General features: G+C 47.9%; 13 protein-coding genes and 1 tRNA gene. 12 read left to right on the plus strand and 2 right to left on the minus strand.

Annotated elements, in window-relative coordinates:
* The 10 genes from Q337_RS18685 to rpoC form a co-directional block, all read left to right on the plus strand.
* Window positions 1–114 (plus strand): EF-Tu C-terminal domain-related protein (locus Q337_RS18685; protein ID WP_456059083.1); only part of this gene is annotated, 114 nt, incomplete at its 5' end.
* 101 nt (window positions 115–215) lie between these two features.
* Window positions 216–291: transfer RNA gene (locus Q337_RS0114095), tRNA-Trp, on the plus strand.
* Between the two features lie 64 nt (window positions 292–355).
* Complete coding sequence (gene secE / locus Q337_RS0114100; protein ID WP_026472133.1) at window positions 356–799, plus strand: preprotein translocase subunit SecE; 444 nt, start codon at window positions 356–358, stop codon at window positions 797–799.
* A 5-nt stretch (window positions 800–804) separates the two neighbouring features.
* Window positions 805–1,338 (plus strand): transcription termination/antitermination protein NusG, encoded by a 534-nt coding sequence (gene nusG / locus Q337_RS0114105; RefSeq protein ID WP_026472134.1) that lies wholly within the window; start codon window positions 805–807, stop codon window positions 1,336–1,338.
* Between the two features lie 200 nt (window positions 1,339–1,538).
* Window positions 1,539–1,967 carry a 50S ribosomal protein L11 gene (gene rplK / locus Q337_RS0114110; RefSeq protein ID WP_026472135.1) on the plus strand — a complete coding sequence of 143 codons (429 nt, stop codon included), beginning with the start codon at window positions 1,539–1,541 and terminating at the stop codon, window positions 1,965–1,967.
* Window positions 1,968–1,971: 4 nt separating this feature from the next.
* Window positions 1,972–2,667: a 50S ribosomal protein L1 gene (gene rplA, locus Q337_RS0114115; RefSeq protein ID WP_026472136.1), complete on the plus strand. Its 696-nt coding sequence runs from the start codon at window positions 1,972–1,974 to the stop codon at window positions 2,665–2,667.
* Between the two features lie 386 nt (window positions 2,668–3,053).
* Window positions 3,054–3,560, plus strand: coding sequence for a 50S ribosomal protein L10 (rplJ, locus tag Q337_RS0114120; protein WP_026472137.1), 507 nt, complete (start codon window positions 3,054–3,056; stop codon window positions 3,558–3,560).
* Between the two features lie 39 nt (window positions 3,561–3,599).
* Entirely contained in the window at window positions 3,600–3,971 is a 372-nt protein-coding gene (rplL, locus tag Q337_RS0114125; protein ID WP_026472138.1) for a 50S ribosomal protein L7/L12, read from the plus strand.
* 385 nt (window positions 3,972–4,356) lie between these two features.
* Window positions 4,357–8,442 carry a DNA-directed RNA polymerase subunit beta gene (rpoB, locus tag Q337_RS0114135; protein WP_026472140.1) on the plus strand — a complete coding sequence of 1,362 codons (4,086 nt, stop codon included), beginning with the start codon at window positions 4,357–4,359 and terminating at the stop codon, window positions 8,440–8,442.
* Window positions 8,443–8,584: 142 nt separating this feature from the next.
* Complete coding sequence (rpoC, locus tag Q337_RS0114140; protein WP_026472141.1) at window positions 8,585–12,778, plus strand: DNA-directed RNA polymerase subunit beta'; 4,194 nt, start codon at window positions 8,585–8,587, stop codon at window positions 12,776–12,778.
* A 127-nt stretch (window positions 12,779–12,905) separates the two neighbouring features.
* On the opposite strand, the gene Q337_RS0114145 is transcribed toward rpoC, so the two are convergent.
* Both Q337_RS0114145 and Q337_RS0114150 read right to left on the minus strand, forming a co-directional pair.
* On the minus strand, window positions 12,906–13,202 hold the full coding sequence (locus tag Q337_RS0114145; RefSeq protein ID WP_026472142.1) for a hypothetical protein: 297 nt from the start codon (window positions 13,200–13,202) through the stop codon (window positions 12,906–12,908).
* A gap of 207 nt (window positions 13,203–13,409) precedes the next feature.
* On the minus strand, window positions 13,410–13,763 hold the full coding sequence (locus Q337_RS0114150) for a RidA family protein (RefSeq protein WP_026472143.1): 354 nt from the start codon (window positions 13,761–13,763) through the stop codon (window positions 13,410–13,412).
* A gap of 209 nt (window positions 13,764–13,972) precedes the next feature.
* Here Q337_RS0114150 and Q337_RS0114155 point away from each other — a divergent pair, with 209 nt between their 5' ends.
* Both Q337_RS0114155 and Q337_RS0114160 read left to right on the plus strand, forming a co-directional pair.
* Complete coding sequence (locus tag Q337_RS0114155) at window positions 13,973–14,791, plus strand: DUF4882 family protein (RefSeq protein WP_026472144.1); 819 nt, start codon at window positions 13,973–13,975, stop codon at window positions 14,789–14,791.
* An 87-nt stretch (window positions 14,792–14,878) separates the two neighbouring features.
* On the plus strand, window positions 14,879–15,673 hold the full coding sequence (locus Q337_RS0114160; protein ID WP_026472145.1) for an alpha/beta fold hydrolase: 795 nt from the start codon (window positions 14,879–14,881) through the stop codon (window positions 15,671–15,673).
* The last annotated feature ends 54 nt before the right edge of the window (window positions 15,674–15,727 follow it).

A 15,727-nucleotide genomic window follows, 5' to 3' on the forward strand; every position in this document is an offset into this window, starting at 1 on the left:
CAGATGTCTGTTGAGCTGATCCACCCGATCGCCATGGACCAAGGTCTGCGCTTTGCAATCCGTGAAGGTGGCCGTACTGTAGGCGCCGGTGTTGTGGCTAAAGTAACTAACTAAGCAATATCGCTTAATAGTTTCTAGTTGTTTTACATAAATATTATCTAAACTTTAGATAATGTACCGAAGGTGATAAATTCTTGCCTTCGGTCAAACTCTACAGGTCCTTAGCTCAGTTGGTAGAGCATCGGTCTCCAAAACCGAGGGTCGTAGGTTCGAATCCTACAGGGCCTGCCATATTTTAAAGCTTGATGCTGACTTTCGCTAATTAAGTCATTGGTTTAATAACGAGTCTAAAATAATGTCAACTGACGAAAAGACGCGTGATGCATTGAGCGGCGCGGCAATACCCCAACAAAATGATCCGGCACAAATAGTTAAAACTGGCTCTGCGCTGGATATTGTCTTTTGGATTGTAGCACTGGCTTTGTTGGTAGGGGCAACTTTAATTAATCAGTACCTGCCTGCATACTGGGCACCAGGTAGTAACGTCTGGGTGCGTATTGGTGCGATTGTTGCCTGTATTGTGATTGCGCTAGGCTTGTTGTATGCCACCCATCAGGGCAAGGCATTTGCAATCTTACTTAAAGATTCCCGTACTGAATTACGTCGTGTTACTTGGCCAACCAAGCAGGAAACTGTTTCAACAACTTGGCAGGTTTTATTGGTAGTGGTAGTTGCCAGTTTAATCCTGTGGGGATTTGACACTATTTTTGGCTGGCTCATTCAGTCGATCATCGGATAATTACTATGAAGCGCTGGTATATCGTTCATGCCTACTCAGGCTATGAAAAGCAAGTAATGCGTTCCTTGAAAGACCGAATTGAACGCAGTCATGTTGCGGACAGTTTTGGTGAAGTCCTGGTTCCCACAGAAGAAGTCGTGGAGATGAAGGATGGTAAGAAACGCAAGAGTGAGCGTAAATTCTTTCCAGGCTATGTGCTCATTGAAATGGAAATGAATGATGATACCTGGCACATTGTAAAAGAATGTCCCAAGGTATTGGGCTTTATTGGTGGTACACCTGAAAAACCTGCTCCTATTACGCAAAAAGAAGCTGATGCCATTTTAGCACGTGTGCGTAATACGGGCGAAGCGCCACGTCCAAAGACCATGTTTGAACCTGGTGAAGAGCTACTGGTAACTGATGGTCCATTTACTGACTTTAAAGGTGTGGTGGAAGAAGTTCAGTACGAAAAATCCCGCCTGACCTTAACCATTAATGTCTTCAATCGCCCAACGCAGGTTGAACTGGAATTCCGTCAGGTTGAGAAAACAATTTAGTTTATTTTCTTAAAAAATAGTATATACTATCGCGCCCTGAGCGAGGTTGCATAAAGCCTTGCTTTATCCGAGCGCAAGGGCGAAGCTGTGCTTCGCCTTTTGTGTTTATGGTTGGGCGTTTTTGCTTAGCGCGCTGTAGTTTATCCTACAGAATTTTATAACGGGGAGCCTGATTAGGCGTTTGTACCCAAGGAGTTATCATGGCCAAGAAGATTGACGGCTATATCAAGCTGCAAGTTCCAGCTGGTAAAGCAAACCCATCACCACCAATCGGTCCAGCACTGGGTCAGCGTGGTGTAAACATCATGGCATTCTGTAAAGAATTTAATGCTGCCACCCAGAAAATGGAAATTGGCATGCCAATTCCAGTAACGATTACTGTTTATAACGACAAATCGTTTACGTTCACCATGGCTTCTCCACCAGCGACTTATTTCCTGAAGAAAGCCATGAATCTGGGTAAAGGTTCTTCTCGTCCAAATACACAGAAAGTGGGTAAAATCACCCGCGCTCAATTGGAAGAAATTGCCAAAGCAAAAGAAGGCAATTTGACAGGTGCAGACCTTGATGCGCAAGTGCGCACCATTGCAGGTTCTGCGCGTTCAATGGGTCTGGATGTGGAGCTTTAAGAACATGGCTAAATTAACCAAACGCCAAAAGGCTATTGCTGCACAAGTAGAAGCTGGCAAAGTTTATTCTCTGGAAGATGCCGTAGCACTGCTCAACAGTCTGCCTGCTGCTAAGTTCAAAGAGTCTCTGGATATTTCTGTAAACCTGGGTGTTGACCCACGTAAATCAGATCAGGTTGTACGTGGTGCCACCACACTGCCTGCCGGTACTGGTAAAACTGTACGCGTTGCTGTGTTTGCCCAAGGCGCTGCTGCTGAAGCGGCCAAGGCTGAAGGCGCTGACATCGTAGGTATGGATGATCTGGCTGAAAGCATTCAGGGTGGAAATCTGAACTTTGACGTTGTTATTGCTGCACCTGATGCAATGCGCGTTGTTGGTAAGCTGGGTACGATTCTGGGTCCACGTGGCTTAATGCCAAACCCGAAAGTGGGTACTGTAACCCCTGATGTGGCAGGTGCTGTGCGCAATGCCAAAGCAGGTCAGGCGCGTTACCGCGTTGACAAAGGCGGTATCATTCATGCGGGTATCGGTCAGGTTGGCTTTGAAGCTGCTGCAGTTCGTCAAAACGTTGAAGCATTGATTGGTGATCTGAAAAAAGCCAAGCCTGCAACTTCTAAAGGCGTTTATATCAAGAAAATTACCTTAAGCTCTACCATGGGCCCAGGGTTATCCATTGATGTGGCTTCTGTTTCTAACTAATTAATTAGTTGAACAGGCAAGAATTTAAAATTTTGAGGTAAAACCGCAGGACATCCAAAGCGTAGCTTTCTGTCTTGCGGCTCGGTAGATCAAACGTATATGTCGCAAGCCATAACGGATTTGATGTTCCGAACCTCGAATGGACTTTGAATTGACAGACAGCGTGTAAAAGCTGGTTCTGTTAGCGTCAAAGACCTCAGGCGGAAATCATGGTTAAATCCGTGCTTTCCTTAAAAGTCCAGCCTGCGTAGACGCGGTGGTGTGATGAATGCTTAGGCAGACTGACGACCTCCGCGTGTAAGCAACCTGTCTGTAAAAATTCAGGCTGTTTACATTTTATGGGAGTGCATCCACCGGATGCATAAATCACCTAAGGAGGTTATACAGTGACTCTACGTTTAGAGGATAAAAAAGAGATCGTTGCTGCGGTTAATGAAGCTGCCAGCACTGCGTACTCTGCTGTTGTTGCCGACTACCGTGGTTTGACCGTTGCACAATTAACCAAGTTACGTGTTGAAGCGCGTAATGCTGGTGTTTACCTGCGTGTTGTACGTAACACCTTGGCTAAACGTGCGTTTGAAGGTACTCAGTTTGATGTATTGAACGAGACTTTAACTGGTCCAACCATTATCGGTCTGTCAACGTCTGAAGATGACATGGGTGCTGCGGCACGCCTGTTTCAGGACTTTGCCAAGGACAACGCAAAATTTGAAGTCAAGTCTGCTGCATTTGACGGCAAGTTATATGGTGCTGCTGAAATAGGTACTATCGCTAACTTACCGAACCTGCATACAGCACTGACTATGCTGGCGTCTGTACTACAAGCCCCAGTATCCAAGTTTGGCCGCTTGCTGACTGCTTTGAAAGAAAAGCAAGAGCAAGAAGCTGCTTAATTCATTCATTACCCCATATATCCTATTGGAGTTTTAATCATGGCATTGTCCAACGAAGAAATCCTGAACGCCGTAGCTGAGAAAACTGTTCTTGAGCTGGTTGAATTAATTTCTGCTTTCGAAGAGAAATTCAACGTATCTGCTGCTGCTGTTGCTGTAGCTGCTGGTCCTGCTGCTGGTCCTGCTGCTGCTGAAGAACAAACTGAGTTCAACGTTGAGCTGACCAGCTTTGGCGCGAACAAAGTTGCTGTTATTAAAGCGGTTCGTGAAGCAACTGGCCTGGGCTTGAAAGAAGCTAAAGACCTGGTTGAAGGCGCTCCACAAGTGCTGAAAGAAGGCGTGAGCAAAGAAGAAGGCGAAGAGCTGAAGAAGAAGCTTGAAGAAGCTGGTGCTACCGTTACTCTGAAGTAATGCAGGCATGAAGTCGGTATTAAACTGACTTCAAAAAAATGGCTGATGGCTCTTGGGTCATCAGCCTTTTTGCGTTACAATATTCGGCTCGATTTTTTGTGATGGAAATCGGCTGGCTAAAATGCTTAGCACTGTTTTTAACGTTTTATTTTAGGCTTTATGTGGCTTATTTAAGGCAAAAGACGCAAGTAAAAGCACTGCTAAGCATTTTCAAGTTTAATGCTTTACCTCAGTTTTATTTTTACCAGTGAATTTGATGCACTTGGTTAGGGATAGTGATTATTGATCCCTGGTTGAGCAAGTCCACTGGTTGCCACATCGGCATCGTGTTTCCCCTCTAGGCTCGTTCTGCAGGCGAGTCTGGTTTACTTTCCGAGGACTCCAGATGGCATACTCCTATACCGAAAAGAAACGGATCCGCAAGAATTTTGGTAAGTTGCCCAATGTAATGGACGTACCGTACTTATTGGCCATTCAGGTTGATTCGTACCGTGCATTTTTACAGGACGGTAAAATTTCCAAGCAACGTGAAGATGTTGGCTTGCAAGCCGCCTTCCGTTCAGTTTTTCCTATTGTTAGCTATTCTGGGAATGCCGCATTAGAGTTTGTTGAATACAATCTGGGCCGCCCTGAGTTTGACGTGCGTGAATGTATTTTGCGTGGTTCAACTTATGCTGCCCCCATGCGTGTCAAGATTCGCCTGATCATTTATGATCGTGAAACCAAATCCATTAAAGACGTGCGTGAGCAGGAAGTTTACATGGGCGAAATTCCGCTCATGACTGAAAACGGTACGTTTGTGATTAATGGTACTGAGCGCGTAATTGTGTCCCAGTTACACCGTTCTCCTGGTGTGTTCTTTGACCATGACAAGGGTAAGACCCACTCGTCGGGTAAAGTGCTGTATTCTGCCCGTATTATTCCTTACCGTGGTTCCTGGCTGGACTTTGAGTTCGATGCCAAGGATCTGGTCTATGTACGTATTGACCGTCGCCGCAAGCTGCTGGCAACCGTAGTGCTGCGTGCACTGGGTTATACCACTGCTCAGGTACTTGACCTGTTCTTTGAAAAAGTGCCGGTATATGTTGAAGACACTTATCAGATTGATCTGGTGCCTGAACGCCTGCGCGGTGAGATGTCACAGTTTGATATTACTGATAAAGATGGCAAGGTGATTGTTGAGCAGGGCAAGCGGATTAATGCGCGCCATGTTCGCCAGATGGAAGCTGCTGGTTTAACCAAACTGGCTGTTCCTGATGAATACCTGTATGAGCGCCTGATTGCTGAAGACATTAGCCTGAAAAATGGTGATGTGATTGAAGCTAATACTGTTATTAGCCATGAAGTGCTGGTGAAGCTGGCAGAAGGTGGCATCAAGCAGTTTAATATCCTGTTCACCAATGACATTGACCGTGGTTCGTTTATTGCAGATACCCTGCGTGCTGATACCACACGTACTCGTGAAGATGCACTGGTTGAAATCTACAAAGTCATGCGTCCGGGTGAGCCACCAACCAAGGAAGCTGCCGAGAACCTGTTTAATAACCTGTTCTTCAGTTCTGAGCGTTATGACCTGTCGCCAGTCGGCCGCATGAAGTTCAACCGCCGTCTGGGTCGTCCGTATGAAGTCGGCACTGACCAGAAGTCACGCGCGATTGAAGGTATTCTCAGCAATGAAGATATTGTTGATGTACTGCGCACCCTGGTTGACATCCGTAACGGTAAAGGCGAAGTGGACGATATTGACCACTTGGGTAACCGTCGTGTGCGTTCTGTCGGTGAAATGACCGAAAACCAGTTCCGTGTAGGTCTGGTGCGCGTTGAACGTGCGGTAAAAGAGCGTTTGAATCAGGCTGAAACTGAAGGCTTATCCCCACAGGATCTGATCAATGCCAAGCCAGTAGCTGCTGCAATCAAGGAATTCTTTGGTTCCAGCCAGTTGTCACAGTTTATGGATCAGAACAATCCGTTGTCTGAAATCACCCATAAGCGCCGTGTTTCTGCACTGGGGCCTGGTGGTTTGACCCGTGAACGTGCCGGTTTTGAAGTGCGTGACGTACACCAGACCCATTATGGTCGTGTATGTCCGATTGAAACGCCTGAAGGCCCAAACATTGGTCTGATCAACTCATTATCAGTGTATGCCAAGGCCAACGATTTTGGTTTCCTGGAAACACCATACCGTAAAGTGGTTGATGGCCGTGTAACCGATGAAATCGAATATCTGTCAGCCATTGAAGAAAATGGGACTGTGATTGCACAGGCGGATTCTCCGGTTGATGCCAATGGCCAACTGCAAGATGAAATGGTTTCTGTGCGTGCACAGGGCGAATTTATCCGTACCAGCCCGGAAAAAGTAACCCATATGGACGTGTCACCACGTCAGGTGGTTTCGGTTGCAGCAAGCTTGATTCCGTTCCTGGAACATGACGATGCCAACCGTGCATTGATGGGTTCGAACATGCAGCGTCAGGCAGTACCAACTTTGCGTGCTGACAAGCCGCTGGTCGGTACAGGCATGGAGCGCCATGTAGCACGCGATTCAGGCGTGTGTGTGGTGGCCAAGCGTGGTGGCAAGATTGAGTATGTAGATGCCAGCCGTATCGTGGTTCGTGTGCATGAAGAAGAAATGCATGCAGGCGAGGCCGGTGTTGACATTTATAACCTGATCAAATACACCCGTTCCAACCAGAACACCTGTATTAACCAGAACATTATTGTGAATCGCGGTGATGAAATTGCCCGTGGTGATATTCTGGCCGACGGTCCATCAACCGATCTGGGTGAACTGGCGCTGGGCCAAAACATGCGCGTGGCATTTATGCCGTGGAATGGTTACAACTTCGAGGATTCGATTTTGTTATCCGAGCGTGTGGTTCAGGAAGACCGCTTTACCTCGATCCACATTCAGGAACTGTCCTGTGTGGCGCGTGACACCAAGCTGGGTTCTGAAGAAATCACTGGCGATATTCCAAACGTGGGTGAAGCAGCACTGTCCAAGCTGGATGAATCCGGTATTGTGTACATTGGTGCGGAAGTCAACGCTGGTGACATTCTGGTTGGTAAAGTGACACCTAAGGGTGAAACCCAACTGACGCCAGAAGAAAAACTGCTGCGTGCGATTTTTGGTGAAAAAGCTGCTGACGTGAAGGACTCTTCCTTGCGCGTTCCGTCTGGCACCAAAGGTACAGTAATTGATGTTCAGGTATTTACCCGCGATGGTCTGGAAAAAGACGAGCGCGCGCTGGCGATTGAAAAAGCCCAGCTGGATGCTTACCGTAAAGATTTGAAAGAAGAATATCGAATCTTTGAAGAAGCAGCCCGTGAGCGTGTAATCCGTTTGCTGAATGGCCAGAAAGTCAATGGTGGCGGCACCACCAAGCGTGGTGATGTACTGGACGACAGCATGATGTCCAGCCTTGAGCTGAATCAGTTGCTGGACGTGCAACCCATTGATGAAGGTATTGCCGAGCGCTTGCAGCAAATCCAGGACTTCTTGCGTGAGAAGGAAAAGGAAATTGATGACAAGTTCACCGAGAAAAAGCGCAAGCTGTCTACCGGTGATGAGCTGACCCATGGCGTTCTCAAAGTGGTCAAGGTTTATCTAGCCGTGAAACGTCGTATCCAGCCGGGTGACAAGATGGCAGGCCGTCATGGTAACAAAGGTGTGGTGTCTGTCATCATGCCGGTTGAAGACATGCCATATGATGAAAACGGTGTACCGGTTGATGTGGTGTTAAATCCGCTGGGTGTACCATCACGGATGAACGTGGGTCAGATTCTGGAAACGCATTTGGGTCTGGCTGCCAAAGGTCTGGGTCAGAAGATCGACAAGATGTTGCAACAGCAGCGTCAGGCTGCCGAGCTGCGTGAGTTCATGGACAAGATCTACAATCAGGTCGGTGGCGAGCAGGAAACCCTGAACGAGCTGACTGATGATGAAGTGATTAGTCTGGCTCAAAACCTCAAGGGCGGTGTACCGATTGCAACGCCAGTATTTGATGGTGCAGAAGAAACCCAGATCAAGCAATTGCTGAAACTGGCTGACCTGTCCGAAACTGGCCAGCAGGTACTGTACGATGGCCGTACTGGTGACCGTTTTGACCGTCCTGTAACCGTGGGTTATATGTACATGCTCAAACTCAACCACTTGGTGGATGACAAGATGCATGCGCGTTCTACCGGTTCTTACTCATTGGTCACGCAACAGCCATTGGGTGGTAAAGCCCAGTTTGGTGGCCAGCGCTTCGGTGAGATGGAAGTGTGGGCACTGGAAGCTTATGGTGCAACCTACACCCTGCAGGAAATGCTGACTGTGAAATCGGATGACGTCGAAGGACGTACCCGCATTTACAAGAACATTGTCGATGGCAATCACTATATGGATCCGGGCATGCCTGAATCGTTCAATGTACTGACCAAGGAAATTCGTTCTTTGGGTATTAACATTGAACTTAAAAATGGTGACTGATTAAGGCAGGAGGGAAGTACTGGCAAAACAGTACTTCTCACCGTGCGGGATGGATCTCCCGTAAGTTGCTCACCACTCAGGCGATAAATATTTGTGACCCAGCCGGGCAATGGATGAATTGCTCGGCTCACGGAGAAATGAATTGAAAGATTTGCTCGATATTATGCGTAAGAAGACAGACTCGGAAAACGTTGGCAACGTTGAGTTTGATCGTATCCGTATTGGTCTTGCGTCACCAGAAATGATCAAATCGTGGTCTCATGGCGAAGTGAAAAAGCCTGAAACCATTAACTACCGTACCTTCAAGCCGGAGCGTGACGGCTTGTTCTGTGCCAAAATCTTTGGCCCGGTAAAAGATTACGAATGCTTGTGTGGCAAATACAAGCGCATGAAATACAAAGGCGTCATTTGTGAAAAATGTGGCGTTGAAGTCACTACCGCCAAGGTGCGCCGTGATCGCATGGGCCATATTGATCTGGCTTCTCCAGTTGCCCACATCTGGTTCTTAAAGTCACTGCCAAGCCGTATTGGCCTGCTGCTGGATATGACCCTGCGTGATATCGAGCGTGTACTGTATTTTGAAAGCTATGTCGTGACTGATCCTGGTATGTCACCGCTGGAAAAATACCAGTTGTTAAGCGATGAAGAATATTACACTGCACTGGAAGAGCACGGCGACGAGTTTGTGGCCAAGATGGGTGCAGAAGCCGTTCAGGACTTGCTGCGCGACATCGATCTGGAAGCTGAAATTGCGCGTCTGCGTGAAGAAATTCCACAAACCACCTCTGAAACCAAGCTGAAAAAATCATCCAAGCGCTTGAAGTTGATGGAAGCATTCCGTGATTCCAACAACAAGCCAGAATGGATGGTGATGAACGTTTTGCCAGTTCTGCCACCAGACTTGCGTCCGCTGGTTCCACTGGAAGGTGGCCGTTTTGCCACGTCTGACCTGAACGATTTGTACCGTCGCGTGATTAACCGGAACAACCGTTTAAAGCGCCTGCTGGATCTATCTGCGCCTGACATTATCGTGCGTAACGAAAAACGCATGTTGCAGGAAGCGGTTGATGCGCTGCTGGATAACGGTCGTCGTGGCCGTGCCATTACTGGTAGTAACAAGCGTCCGCTGAAATCACTGGCTGACATGATCAAGGGTAAACAAGGTCGCTTCCGTCAGAACTTGCTCGGTAAGCGTGTGGACTACTCTGGTCGTTCGGTGATTGTGGTTGGCCCAACCTTACGTCTGCATCAGTGTGGCCTGCCGAAAAAAATGGCGCTGGAACTGTTCAAGCCGTTTATTTTTGCCAAGCTGCAAGCGTCTGGCCAAGCCACGACCATTAAAGCTGCCAAGAAAATGGTTGAGCGCGAAACCCCTGAAGTGTGGGACGTACTGGCTTCGGTCATCCGTGAACATCCGGTATTGCTGAACCGCGCGCCAACCCTGCACCGTCTGGGTCTGCAAGCGTTTGAACCTACCCTGATTGAAGGCAAGGCTATTCAGCTGCACCCGCTGGTATGTACGGCATTTAACGCCGACTTCGACGGTGACCAGATGGCCGTTCACGTGCCTCTGACGCTTGAAGCCCAGCTTGAAGCGCGTGCACTGATGATGTCAACCAACAACATCCTGTCTCCAGCCAACGGTGAGCCAATTATCGTTCCTTCGCAGGACGTGGTATTGGGCCTGTATTACATCAGCCGTGATGCCATTAACGCCAAAGGCGAAGGCATGATCTTTGCCGATACGGATGAAGTTAATCGTGCGCTGGGTACCAAGCAGGTTGCGTTGCATGCGCGTATTAAAGTACGTGTGAAAGAAACCATTGTTGAAGATGATGGTCAGCGAACCGTCAATGATCGTCTGGTTGATACCACACCAGGTCGTTGCTTGCTGTGGAGCGTGGTTCCTACCGGTATGGGCTTTGATCAAATCAATGACACCATGACCAAAAAGAACATCTCCAAGCTGATCAACACCTGCTATCGCAAACTGGGTTTGAAAGCCACTGTATTGTTTGCTGACCAGCTGATGTATCTGGGCTTCCGTCAAGCCACGCTGTCTGGCGTGTCTGTTGGTATGGAAGACATGCTGATTCCGCCAACCAAGGATGAAATCATTGGCAAGGCAGATGCTGAAGTTCGTGAAATTGAACATCAGTTTGAGCAGGGCTTTGTGACTGCCGGTGAGCGCTACAACAAGGTAGTGGATATCTGGGCGCGTACCAATGATCAGGTGGCCAAGGCCATGATGGACAACCTGTCTTACGAGACAGTAGTCAATAAACAGGGTCAAGAGGAAAAGCAAAAATCCTTTAACTCGATTTATATCATGTCCGACTCCGGTGCGCGTGGTAGTGCGGCGCAGATTCGTCAGCTGGCTGGTATGCGTGGCCTGATGGCCAAACCGGATGGTTCGATTATTGAAACGCCGATTAAGGCTAACTTCCGTGAAGGCCTGACTGTACTGCAGTACTTCATTTCAACCCATGGTGCGCGTAAAGGTCTGGCGGATACCGCATTAAAAACTGCGAACTCCGGTTACCTGACACGTCGTCTGGTTGATGTGGCACAGGATCTGGTAATTACCGAGCCAGATTGTGGCACGACCGATGGCCTGTTCATGACACCATTGATTCAGGGTGGTGACGTTATTGAGCCACTGCGTGATCGCGTTCTGGGTCGTGTGGTTGCGGTTGAAGTCTTGAAGCCGGGCAGTGATGAAGTATTTGCTGAAGCCAATACATTGCTGGACGAACAGTGGGTTGACCGTCTGGAACAGGCTGGTGTGGACGAAATCAAGGTTCGCTCTGTAATTACCTGTAAGACCCGCTTTGGTGTCTGTGCCAAGTGTTATGGTCGTGATCTGGCCCGTGGTCATCTGGTCAATGCGGGTGAGTCTGTGGGCGTTATGGCGGCGCAGTCCATTGGTGAACCGGGTACACAGCTCACCATGCGTACGTTCCACGTGGGTGGTGCGGCTAGCCGTACTTCTGCAGCTAACAGCGTGCAGGTACGTAACAAGGGTTCGATCCGTTTCCACAACATCAAGACTGTACAGCACAGCAAGGGACATCTGGTTACCGTATCCCGTTCTGCAGAAATTGGTGTGGCAGATGATCTGGGTCGTGAGCGCGAGCGCTATAAAGTGCCTTACGGCTCGTCCATTATTGTTAAAGATGGCCAGGCTGTTGAGGCTGGTGCGGTCATTGCAACCTGGGATCCGCATACCCATCCGCTGATTACCGAAGTAGCAGGTAAGGTTCGCTTCTCGCAAATTCTGGACGGTTCAACGGCAACCTCCAAAACTGACGATGCAACCGGGATGACCACCGTTGAAATTCTGGCGGTAAAAGATCGTCCGGCTTCTGGTAAGGAATTGCGTCCTGCAGTGGTACTGGATACTGTTGATGGTGGTGAACAGTTCTACTTCCTGCCACAAAACACCATTTTAAGTGTTCGTGATGGTGACAGTATTGGTGTCGGTGACGTTATTGGCCGTGTACCGCAGGAATCATCACGTACCCGTGATATTACCGGTGGTCTGCCGCGCGTCGCTGACCTGTTTGAAGCCCGTAAGCCAAAAGAGCATGCAATTCTGGCTGAAGTGTCTGGTGTGGTGAGCTTTGGTAAAGAAACCAAAGGCAAGAACCGCCTGGTGATTACGCCGGATGATGGCACTGAAATCTACGAAGAGCTGATTCCAAAATGGCGCCAGATCAACGTGTTTGAAGGTGAGCATGTAGAGCGTGGTGAAGTGATCTCTGACGGCCCACAAAACCCGCATGACATTTTGCGCTTAAAAGGCGAAGCGCCTTTGGCCAATTATATCGTGAATGAAGTGCAGGACGTTTACCGCTTGCAGGGTGTAAAAATCAACGACAAGCACATTGAGGTGATTATTCGCCAGATGCTGCGTAAGGTTGAGATCCTGGATGGTGGTGATTCCAGCTTCATTAAGGGCGAGCAGGGCGAATACTCTCGTGTGATGGAAGAAAATCAGGCGCTACAGGCTCAAAATAAGTTCCCGGCCAAGTTTGAACGCTTGCTCATGGGTATTACCAAAGCCTCGCTGTCCACTGACTCCTTCATTTCTGCTGCATCGTTCCAGGAAACTACCCGCGTTCTCACCGAAGCGGCGGTTACCGGTAAGGAAGATGATCTGCGTGGTCTGAAAGAAAATGTGGTGGTAGGCCGACTGATTCCTGCGGGTACTGGTTTGGCATACCATCTGGAGCGTCGTCGTCAGGAAGCTGAAGCTGCTGAAGCTGAACTGACTACCGACTTCTCTGAAGTGGATCAGGCCTTTAGTCAGGCATTGAATGAAGAACAAATTTAATCTTTCATGATTAAATAGTGTTTAATAAAAAGGGAGCTTCGGCTCTCTTTTTTATGGCTGGTTTTTATGACTTATTTTTCAAGCTTAAATACGAAGACCTAAATGCTACAACTTAAGCATTTAATTTTTAACGGCTAGGGCAATCCTTGCCTTGTGAATACCAGTCAGTGACCAGATCATTTTTTAAAATAAACGCCACTTGGCAATCAGCACGAATGCTGTAATTGGATGAAGGGCGTGGGGTTACATAAGTTCCTCCCATATTATTGACTAGAGGTGGAGTGATGGTTGGGGTAGGAATTGGAATATTGACCATAACGGGTCTAAACACCAGAATGGTTTGGCCGTCTTGTTCAATCCGTTGATCCGGTGTACCAAACTCAGCAGTCAGGCGTGATGCAGGCTGGCCATTAAAATAATTCATGGTGGTCGTAAAGCTTTGGGTCGTGGCGCAACCTGATAAAACAAATAAGCTTGAGATAAAAAGACTTTTATACATAATCAATTACCCAGTTCTTAGATACAGAAAAATTAGCTGCTCAGTTGAGTATGCTGTTAATCAGAAATTATGGCTAAAAATGACTCTTAGTTGTTATAACGCTATACCTTGGCATCTACTAGTAACATCGCGTTATTCAGGCAGGGCTGCAGTCACGGTAATTTCAATCAGTACATCGTTGTGATAGAGGCGCGCTTCTACAGTGGTTCGTGCAGGTGCTGCAACGGTCATCCATTCATCCCAGACTGCATTCATGGCTGCGTAATCCTGCTGAATATCTTTTAAATAAATCGTGGCTGACAGTAACCGTGATTTGTCTGTGCCTGCTTCGGCCAGAAAGCGGTCAATATTCGCCAGCGTCTGCCGGGTTTGTTCACTGATATCACCTGAAAAATCATCAGCAAGCTGGCCTGCCAGATAAACGGTGCCAGAGTAAATTACAATTTCGCTAAAACGCTTTGCTGGGTGAAACCGGGTGATGCTCATAGCGTTATTCCAAAAATTTATCCAGTGTAAAGGGCTGCGATTTAAACACAGTCGGCAGTTTTTTTAGAGAAATTTCTCAAAGTCAGTTCAATGTTATCCAGGCTAAACAATATCTTTATACGGCTAATGTTTTACGCGAAAAGATTTGAATAAACGCAGGTAGGTTGCTACATTCGGAAACATAATATGAAGGAACTGTGGACGGCTACATGGACAAAATAGCCTTGGGTTTACTAATGGGCCTGCTGGTATCCAGCATGACCCATGCGGAGTGTCCGTACAGTTTTGATGCCCATCCGACCCAGCTGGCGATTTATAGCCTGTTGCAAGAAGGCAATACCACCATGCTCAAGCCATTGGTTACCACACCCGCGCAACAGGTTTCCATTAGTCTGCCTGACATGCCACAAAAATATATGACCTCCTCACGCAATGGCATTGAAAACCTGATTCAGCGTATCAATGACCATAGTGTGGCTGCTGGCGATATTACGGTTCCCAATACGGGCAAGCTGGCGCTGGAATTTAAAATAGACCAGCTTACTACCCAAATTAAAACACCCGACAATTACTATAAATTTGGTGTGGTGATTTATGGCAGTAGTGACCAGGCGCCCGGGCAAAGTGACCTGATGATTGAGCTTAGCCTGACCAACTCGGCGCTTAACCATCATCCTGAAGCGTTTATTAATATTATGGGTGCTAATATTGCAACCCATCGCTGGGAAGCCAGCAGCTACCCCTTGAATTTGCCACTGCCGGCAGAATACCGCTTGGGCCTGTATCTTGATCAGGACAAGGGAAGGCTGGGAGCGATTATCAATGGCAAGGATAAAGGCTATATTAGCCAGAAGATTCCAGCACATATTGACCGGATTGTGATTGCCCCGTTTATCTTGTCTGACCTTGACCCGACCAACCCGCTGGTTGGCTCAATGCTGGCAGGCACTGTGATTACTGACGCCAGCCAGATGAAGCTTCGTTACCCCAGAGCCACCCGTGATATCTGTGGTGTGTCCCTGCGTTAAAACACTACCGAAAACAACTGGATTTCAGCGCAGCGTTGCATTAAAAAAGAGGCTTTGTAAAACAACAAGCCCTTGCTGGAGTATGCAATGAAACAGGTATTAACGGTCAATGAAGTCGATGGCTTTATTGAGGGGAATGGCCCGCAAACGCTGGTGATGATTCACGGCTGGCCCGACACCTACCGGATCTGGGAAAAACAGATTGAATTTTTTAAGACCCGTTATCGCTGTGCCTATTTTACCTTGCCCGGTTTTGACCATGACAAGTCACGGCAGGCATTTTCGCTGGATCAGGTGATTGAAACCATCAAGGCCGTAGTGGATGAAGCCAGTCCCGATCAGCCTGTACATTTGATGCTGCATGACTGGGGCTGTTTTTATGGCTATCAGTATGCCATGCGTTATCCGCAGCGGGTAGCCAGTATTGTGGGCGTGGATGTGGGTGATGCCAACAGCCGGGCTTTCCGTAAATCCATTACCCCTAAAAAAGCGGCCATGATTGCCGGTTATCAGTTGCCCTTGGCGCTGGCCTGGCGGATTGGTGGCGCAGCAGGTCGCCAGATTGCGCGGGGTGTGGCAAAAACCCTGAAAACGCCCTCAGCATTAAATTTAATCCGCGCCAATATGGGTTATCCCTATTACATTCAATGGACGCAAAAGTTTGGTTCATTTAAGGGTGCGCGTGATCTGGATTTTCAATGTCCACTATTTTATATCTATGGCAAGAATAAGCCTTTGATGTTTCACTCAAGAGAATGGCTGGAACAACTGGAACAGCAACCTTCGAATAAGGTAGAGGGGTTTAATACCTCACACTGGGTGATGGTGGAGGCGCCTGAGCAATTTAATCAAACGGTGCAGGACTGGTTATCGACTTTATAAGTATCAGGTTGTGATGCGTAACCCATAAAAAAACCCCTGATCAATAATCAGGGG

Source organism: Alkanindiges illinoisensis DSM 15370, from assembly GCF_000619845.1.
Classification (GTDB): domain Bacteria; phylum Pseudomonadota; class Gammaproteobacteria; order Pseudomonadales; family Moraxellaceae; genus Alkanindiges; species Alkanindiges illinoisensis.

Coding starts and splice junctions, on each gene's coding strand:
- secE (WP_026472133.1), top strand. CDS start 356: ATGTCAACTGACGAAAAGACGCGTGATGCATTGAGCGGCGCGGCAATA.
- nusG (WP_026472134.1), top strand. CDS start 805: ATGAAGCGCTGGTATATCGTTCATGCCTACTCAGGCTATGAAAAGCAA.
- rplK (WP_026472135.1), top strand. CDS start 1,539: ATGGCCAAGAAGATTGACGGCTATATCAAGCTGCAAGTTCCAGCTGGT.
- rplA (WP_026472136.1), top strand. CDS start 1,972: ATGGCTAAATTAACCAAACGCCAAAAGGCTATTGCTGCACAAGTAGAA.
- rplL (WP_026472138.1), top strand. CDS start 3,600: ATGGCATTGTCCAACGAAGAAATCCTGAACGCCGTAGCTGAGAAAACT.
- rpoB (WP_026472140.1), top strand. CDS start 4,357: ATGGCATACTCCTATACCGAAAAGAAACGGATCCGCAAGAATTTTGGT.
- Q337_RS0114145 (WP_026472142.1), bottom strand. CDS start 13,202: ATGAATTATTTTAATGGCCAGCCTGCATCACGCCTGACTGCTGAGTTT.
- Q337_RS0114150 (WP_026472143.1), bottom strand. CDS start 13,763: ATGAGCATCACCCGGTTTCACCCAGCAAAGCGTTTTAGCGAAATTGTA.
- Q337_RS0114155 (WP_026472144.1), top strand. CDS start 13,973: ATGGACAAAATAGCCTTGGGTTTACTAATGGGCCTGCTGGTATCCAGC.
- Q337_RS0114160 (WP_026472145.1), top strand. CDS start 14,879: ATGAAACAGGTATTAACGGTCAATGAAGTCGATGGCTTTATTGAGGGG.